This window comes from Rhodococcus sp. P3_B8, from assembly GCF_056402775.1.
In genome coordinates this window covers 1-6,647 of record NZ_JBFUGT010000341.1, presented here as the reverse complement: position 1 = coordinate 6,647, position 6,647 = coordinate 1, and the positions used below count along the sequence as shown (strand labels likewise).

Annotated in this window: 5 protein-coding genes and 1 pseudogene; all 6 read right to left on the bottom strand. The window is 71.1% G+C overall.

The window, feature by feature from the left end; genetic code table 11:
* Window positions 1-565: pseudogene (locus AC1D1G_RS39605) on the bottom strand (hypothetical protein); the annotation flags it as partial.
* Window positions 562-1,422 carry a 3-methyladenine DNA glycosylase gene (locus AC1D1G_RS39600; protein ID WP_280784529.1) on the bottom strand — a complete coding sequence of 287 codons (861 nt, stop codon included), beginning with the start codon at window positions 1,420-1,422 and terminating at the stop codon, window positions 562-564. The gene AC1D1G_RS39600 and the pseudogene AC1D1G_RS39605, both read right to left, overlap by 4 nt.
* A 4-nt stretch (window positions 1,423-1,426) precedes the next feature.
* A complete protein-coding gene (locus tag AC1D1G_RS39595; protein WP_317567301.1) occupies window positions 1,427-2,515 on the bottom strand; it encodes a hemolysin family protein in 1,089 nt (362 codons plus the stop codon).
* On the bottom strand, window positions 2,508-3,878 hold the full coding sequence (locus tag AC1D1G_RS39590) for a hemolysin family protein (RefSeq protein WP_477956321.1): 1,371 nt from the start codon (window positions 3,876-3,878) through the stop codon (window positions 2,508-2,510). The genes AC1D1G_RS39595 and AC1D1G_RS39590 overlap by 8 nt, the downstream gene beginning before the upstream one ends.
* Before the next feature lie 306 nt (window positions 3,879-4,184).
* Window positions 4,185-5,621, bottom strand: coding sequence for a GuaB1 family IMP dehydrogenase-related protein (locus tag AC1D1G_RS39585; RefSeq protein WP_009480507.1), 1,437 nt, complete (start codon window positions 5,619-5,621; stop codon window positions 4,185-4,187).
* Window positions 5,622-5,624: 3 nt separating this feature from the next.
* Complete coding sequence (locus tag AC1D1G_RS39580) at window positions 5,625-6,503, bottom strand: DMT family transporter (protein WP_477956320.1); 879 nt, start codon at window positions 6,501-6,503, stop codon at window positions 5,625-5,627.
* Window positions 6,504-6,647: the final 144 nt, after the last annotated feature.

Sequence of the window (6,647 nt, the reverse complement as noted above, 5' to 3'; positions counted from 1 at the left end):
CTCGCCGCCCACTCCGCCGCGGTCCGCACGCGCACGGCGACGGCCTGCGCCACGGCGGCACGGTCCTCGACGTCGGCGGCGGTCAGGCGCCCGATCCGGGCGGCCACCGCGTCGCGGCCGGCGTCGTCCGAGAGGTCGAGTGCCGCCAGCAGTCTCGTGCGGTGATGCGGGTAGTTGGCGTGGGTCCGCACCCAGCCGTCCGACGCCGCAAAAAACCCCGACAGCTCCGCGAAACCGGACACCGGGGCCCCCGATACCCGCAGCAGCCGGTCGCTCGCGAACGAGGCGGCGATCCGCTCGGGATCGAGCCGCCGCGACCGGGGGTCACGGCCGTGCGCGCTGTCGAACCGGTCGACGGCGCCGGTGAGCGCCGCCACCGAACCCGCCGCCAACGAGAGCACGGGGAGGCGGGCCGCCAGGTAGTCGCCGGGGTCGCCGTAGTCGATCACGGTGGGGATCATCCGGGCACCGGCACCGTCATGTCCGCGCCGTCGATGGTGGCGGCCGGCAGTTCGGTCTGCGTGACGATCTCGGCACAGTCGCGGTCGTAACCCGTGAGAGTCATGGGCTCACGGTAGCGAGCAACCGGTTGCACCGGTCGCGCAACGCGGCACGAAGCGGTGCGGCGCGGTCGGCCAGCGCCGACTGCTCCCGGACGTACTCGGCGCGGCCGTGCGGGGTCTCGATCGGGATCGGGGTGTACCCGTAGGCGGTGAGGTCGTACGGGCTGGCCCGCATGTCGAGTTCCCGTGCGGCGAGCGCCAGCTCGAAGCAGTCGACGGTCAGGTCCGAGTCGATCATCGGCGCCAGCTTGTAGCAGAACTTGTACAAATCCATGGACGCGTGCAGGCACCCGGGCTGTTCCCGCCCGAGCTGGTCGTCGCGGGTCAACGGCTCACTGTTCCGCGGTTCGGCGGCGGGGGTGAAGAACCGAAACGCGTCGTAATGGGTGCACCGCAGGTTCAGCGACTCCACGACGGAGTCGGTGCCGCCCGGCCCGAGCCGCAGCGGGACGCTGCCGTGCCGAACCTCGTCGGAGCGGTAGACCATCGCCCACTCGTGCAGCCCGAAGCAGGACAGGTGGGTGGGACGCCCGGCGGTCGCCTCCATCAGGCGTGCGGTGAAGGCGACCGTGTCCGAGCGGCGCTGCAGGAATTCCGGGTCGACGGTGACGCCGGCATCGGTGCGGTGATACCCGCGGAGTTCGGCGTACTCCTGCCCGCCGGCGAGGACCGTTCCCCACCCGGGGTGCCAGCGCAGCAGCTGATTCGGCCGATAGCTGTAATAGGTGAAGAGGAAGTCGATCACCGGGTGGGTCTCGCCGCGTTCCCGGCGCTCCAGGTGCGGTCCGATCAGCGCGGACACCCTCGCCCGGTGCCGGTCGCGGCGAGGGATCCACTCCGACGCATCCAGAACGTCCATCCGATCAGCTCGTTCGCTGTCCCGGATTGACGCCGTTGACGCGGTGGGTGCCGTCGCGGACGGTGCCCACGTATTCCTCGACGAGGTCCTCGAGGGCGACGATGCCGACGATCTGCCCGGACGCGTCCGCCGCCGCCCCCAGGTGCGAGCTGGCACGCCGCAGACTCGCCAGGGCCTCCGCGAGCGGGGTGGTGGTCGACATGCACGGCAGCGGACGGATGTCCGACCGCGGGATGACGGTGTCGGGTCCGGCCGCCTCGTCGAGGATGTCGTCGAGCACGTCCTTGAGGTGCAGGTACCCGACCAGTGAGCCGTCGTCGGCGCGCACCGGGTACCGGGAGTACCCGGTCTCGACGACGGCCTCCTCGATGGCGCCGAGCCGGGTGCCGCCGTCCGACAGGGGGATGGTCCGGGCCTCGTCGAGCGGGATCATCACCTCGCTGACCGTGCGGTCAGTGGTCTCCAGCGCCTGGGTGAGCCGACGGTGTTCTTCCGCGTCGATCAGTCCCTCGGAACGGGACTCGCCGATCATCTCGGACAGTTCCACCGCCGACACGGTGACGTCGAGTTCGTCCTTCGGCTCCACCCGCAGCAACCGCAGCGTCAGGTTGGCGCACAGGTTGTAGAAGGAGATCAGCGGGCGGGCCAGCTTGATGAACAGCAGGTGCACCGGGACCAGCAGCATGGCCGTCCGCTCCGGGCCCGCGAGCGCGATGTTCTTCGGCACCATTTCACCCAGCAGGATGTGCAGCACCACGACCAGCGCCAGCGAGATCGTGAACGCCACCGGGTGCAGCAGCCCGGCGGGCAGGCCGACCGCGTGGAGCGGGACCTCGAGGAGATGCGCGATCGCCGGTTCGGCGACCTTGCCGAGCAGGATCGAGCAGATGGTGATGCCGAGCTGCGCGGCCGCGAGCATCAGCGACAGGTTCTCGCCCGCCGTGATCACGGTGCGGGCGCGTTTCTTGCCCTGCGACTCGAGGGCCTCGAGCCGGTCGCGGCGGGCCGAGATCAGCGCGAACTCGGCGCCGACGAAGAAGGCATTGCCTCCCAGCAGCACGAAGGTGAGCAGCACACCGAAGAGGTCACTCATCGTCGTCCTCCTCGCTGTCGGTGTCGCCGGTCTCGTCGGGCTTGGGGGTGAGCAGCACCCGGTCGATGCGCCGGCCGTCCATGTGGGTGACGGTGGCGACCCAACGGCCGCCGGGGTCGTGCGCGCCCTCGGGCAGTGGCAGTTCCACCTCGTCGCCCTCGTCGGGTATCCGCCCGAGTTCGGTGAGGACGAGTCCGCCGAGGGTTTCGTACTCACCCTCGGGCGCGGTGTAGCCGGTGGTGTCGGAGACCTCGTCCACCCGGAGGAGCCCGGAGCAGGACCAGCCGTCACCGACCCGCTGGACGTCGATCTCGGATTCGTCGTGCTCGTCGCGGACGTYGCCGACGATCTCCTCGATCAGGTCCTCCATCGTGACCATCCCGGCGGTGCCGCCGTATTCGTCGACGACGAACGCGACCTGCATGCCRTCGGACCGGATCCGCTCCATCAGGGCGTCACCGTCCAGGCTGGAGGGCACCACCGGGACCTTCTGGGCGAGCGAGTTGAGGCGGGCGGTGCGCCGACGGTGGGCGGGCACCGCGAACGCATGCTTGATGTGGACGACGCCGACGGCGTCGTCCAAGTCCCCGTCGACGACGGGGAAGCGGGAGAACCCGGTGCGGGAGGCGGTGTCGATCAGGTCGGCGACGGTGTCCGTGGTGGACAGGGTCTCGATCTTCACGCGCGGGGTCATCAGTTCCTCCGCGGTGCGTTCCCCGAACCGCAACGAGCGGTTCACCAGCAGCGCCGTGCCCTTGTCGATGGCGCCGCGCTGCGCGGACGTCCGCACGAGCGATCCCAGCTCCTGCGGGGACCGCGCCGACCGCAGTTCCTCGGCCGGTTCGATGCCGAGGCGTCGCACCAGCCAGTTCGCGGATCCGTTGAGCCCGTTGATGGCCCACTTGAAGATGAGCGAGAACGCCGCCTGCATGCCGGCCGTCGCGCGTGCCGTGGGCAGGGGGTGGGCGATGGCGAGGTTCTTCGGCACGAGCTCGCCGAACACCATCGAGAAGGAGGTCGCGAGGACGAGGGCGATCACCAACGACGTTGCCGCGGCAGCGGATTCACTGAACCCGATCGCGGACAGCACCGGGGTGATGAACCGGGCGAGGACCGGCTCGGACAGGTATCCGGTGATCAGCGTGGTGATGGTGATGCCGAGCTGCGCCCCGGACAGCTGGAAAGACAGGGTGCGGTGGGCGTGCTGCACCTGCCGGGCCCGGCGGTCACCGTCGCGGGCGTGCGAGTCGACGGTGCTGCGTTCGAGGGCGGTGAGGGAGAACTCGGCCGCCACGAACAACGCGGTACCCGCGGTCAGGGCGAGAAAGCCGAGCAGGGCGAGAATGCTGAGCGCGATGTCCATGTGTCATCGCCGCCGAGCTGAGGAACGGGGGTCGCCGGGTTTGTCACCCGGCTCGCTAGAGGAGCCCTCCGAACCGGCGGAATCGGAGTCCGATTCCACGGAGCAGGAGGCCACGGCACTCCCGGAGACGGCGGGTGGGGCGCTTGCTTCGTGTGTGGGTGCCGCGGGCACCGGAGTCCTCTCGTTCGGCCTCGACGGCCCGGACGGGTCCGGCGCCGAGAACTGGTGTGGTTGAGCGACCCATGATACCGGTGGATGTCCGGTTCCGTGGAACAGGACACCCACCGGCGCATCAGGAAGCGGTCGTCACCAGCCGGCCGGCAGCGGGCGGCCCTCGGCGAACCCGGCGGCGGACTGCACACCGAGAACGGCACGCTCGTGCAGTTCGGCGAGCGTCCGCGCGCCCGCGTACGTGCAGGTGCTGCGCACACCCGAACAGATGTGGTCGATCAGGTCCTCGACGCCGGGGCGTTCCGGGTCCAGGCGCATCCGGGAACTCGAGATACCCTCCTCGAACAGGCCTTTCCTGGCCCGGTCGAACGCGGTGTCCGTGGCGGTGCGCGCCGCGACCGCACGCTTGGAGGCCATGCCGAAGCTTTCCTTGTACGCGTTGCCGGACTGGTCCACCCGCAGGTCGCCAGGGGACTCGTAGGTGCCCGCGAACCACGACCCGATCATCACGTTCGACGCGCCGGCGGCGAGGGCGAGGGCGACGTCGCGGGGGTGACGGACGCCTCCGTCGGCCCACACGTGCGCGCCCATCGCGCGGGCCTGCGTGGCGCATTCCTCGACGGCGGAGAACTGCGGCCTGCCCACCCCGGTCATCATCCGGGTGGTGCACATCGCGCCCGGTCCGACCCCGACCTTCACGATGTCGGCGCCCGCGTCGATCAGGTCCCGGGTGCCGGCGGCGGACACGACGTTGCCGGCGACCAGCGGGACACCGAGGTCGGCCTTCTTCAATGCGCCGAGGACGTCGATCATCTTCTGCTGGTGGCCGTGCGCGGTGTCGACGACCAGCAGGTCGGCCCCCGCGTCCACGAGGGCGCGGGCCTTCGCGGCGACGTCGCCGTTGACGCCGACGGCCGCGGCGACCCGCAGCTTCCCGTTGCCGTCGACGGCGGGCTGGTAGATGCCGTCCCGGATGGCGCCGGTGCGGGTGAGGACCCCGGCGAGGGTGCCGTCGGGGTGGACGATCACGGCGAGGGAGTCGTGTTTGCCCTCGAGGAGTTCGAACACCTCCCGCGGCGACGCGGAGTCGGGGGCGGTGACGAAGTCGGTGAGCGCCACCGAGCGCAGTCGCGCGAACCGGTCGACGTCCGTGCAGGAGCCCTCGGTGACGACGCCGACGGGGCGGTCGTTCTCGACGACGACCACGGCGCCGTGCGCCCGCTTCGGCAGCAGCGCCAGGGCGTCGGAGACGGCGGCGTCGGGGCCGAGCGTGACCGGGGTGTCGGCGACCAGGTGCCTGCTCTTGACGAACGACACGGTCTCCGCGACGGCGGGTGCCGGAAGGTCCTGGGGGAGTACCACCAGACCGCCGCGGCGGGCGACCGTTTCCGCCATGCGCCGTCCCGAGACCGCCGTCATGTTGGCGACGACGATCGGAATGGTGGTGCCCGACCCGTCCGAGGTGGCCAGGTCGACGTCGAATCGCGAGGTGACCTCGGTGCGGTTCGGCACCAGGAACACGTCGTCGTACGTCAGGTCATAGGGAGGGCGATGCCCGTCGAGGAACTGCACATGTCAGGACGATACCGGGGAAGTTGCGGCGGTGTCGGATGTCCGCTGGGCCTGCGACCTGGACAGTCCGACCGTGGCCACCAGCATCACCGCGACCGCGCAGCCGACCACCACCAGTCCGGGGCCCGCCACCCGCAGCCGCTCGTCGAGGACGGTCATGCCGAGGAACACGGCGGCGAGTGGTTCGGCGATGGTCAGCGCGGGCAGCGACGCGGACAGCGGTCCCACCTGGAAGCCGCGCTGCTGCAGATACACCCCGACCAGGCCGGCGGCGACGAGCGCCCACGCCTGCCAGCTGCTCAGCACCGCCCACAGCCCGTGGGGCACGAGTTCGACGACGTATTTGGTGAACGCGACCGCCACCCCGTACAGGATGCCGCCGGCCCCGCCGAGCAGCAGCGCCCGCCATCCGGGGTCGATCTTCGACATCCCCGCGGCGGCCGCGACCGCCACCACGGCGAGGAGGATGCCCAGCGGCACCACCCATTCGCGGAACGGGGCGTCGATGTTGCCCTCGGTGGGGTCGCCGATCACCAGGAAGACCGCGAGCGCGACGGCCAGTGCGACGGCGAGGGCCCAGGTGGTGCGGCTGAGCCGGTACCCGGAGAACTTCGCCGACAACGGCAACGCGAACAGCAGCGCCGTCACCAGCAGCGGCTGCACCACGAGCACCGACCCGAGCGCCAACGCCACCGCCTGCATCGCGTACCCGCCGCCGTCCCCGACGAAGCCGGCCCACCAGCGGGGACTGCGCAGCAGGGTGGTCATCAACGCGGCGTCCTCGGGGACCGCGGACGCCGCGCTCTGCTGGGCGACCGACGCGCACGCGAACAGCAACGCCGCGATCAGCGCGCACACGATCGACGCGAACGGCAGGGACATGCCTCTCAGTGTGCCCCGCGGTTGCGGTGTCCGTGCGGAGTTGACGCAGGTCCGGGTTTCCGGCCGCGGCGGGCACCCGCCCGCGGTGCTCCGCCGTCCCCGGGCCGGCCGCGGCGGGCCGGGCGACCCCCGGTGTCGTGCGCC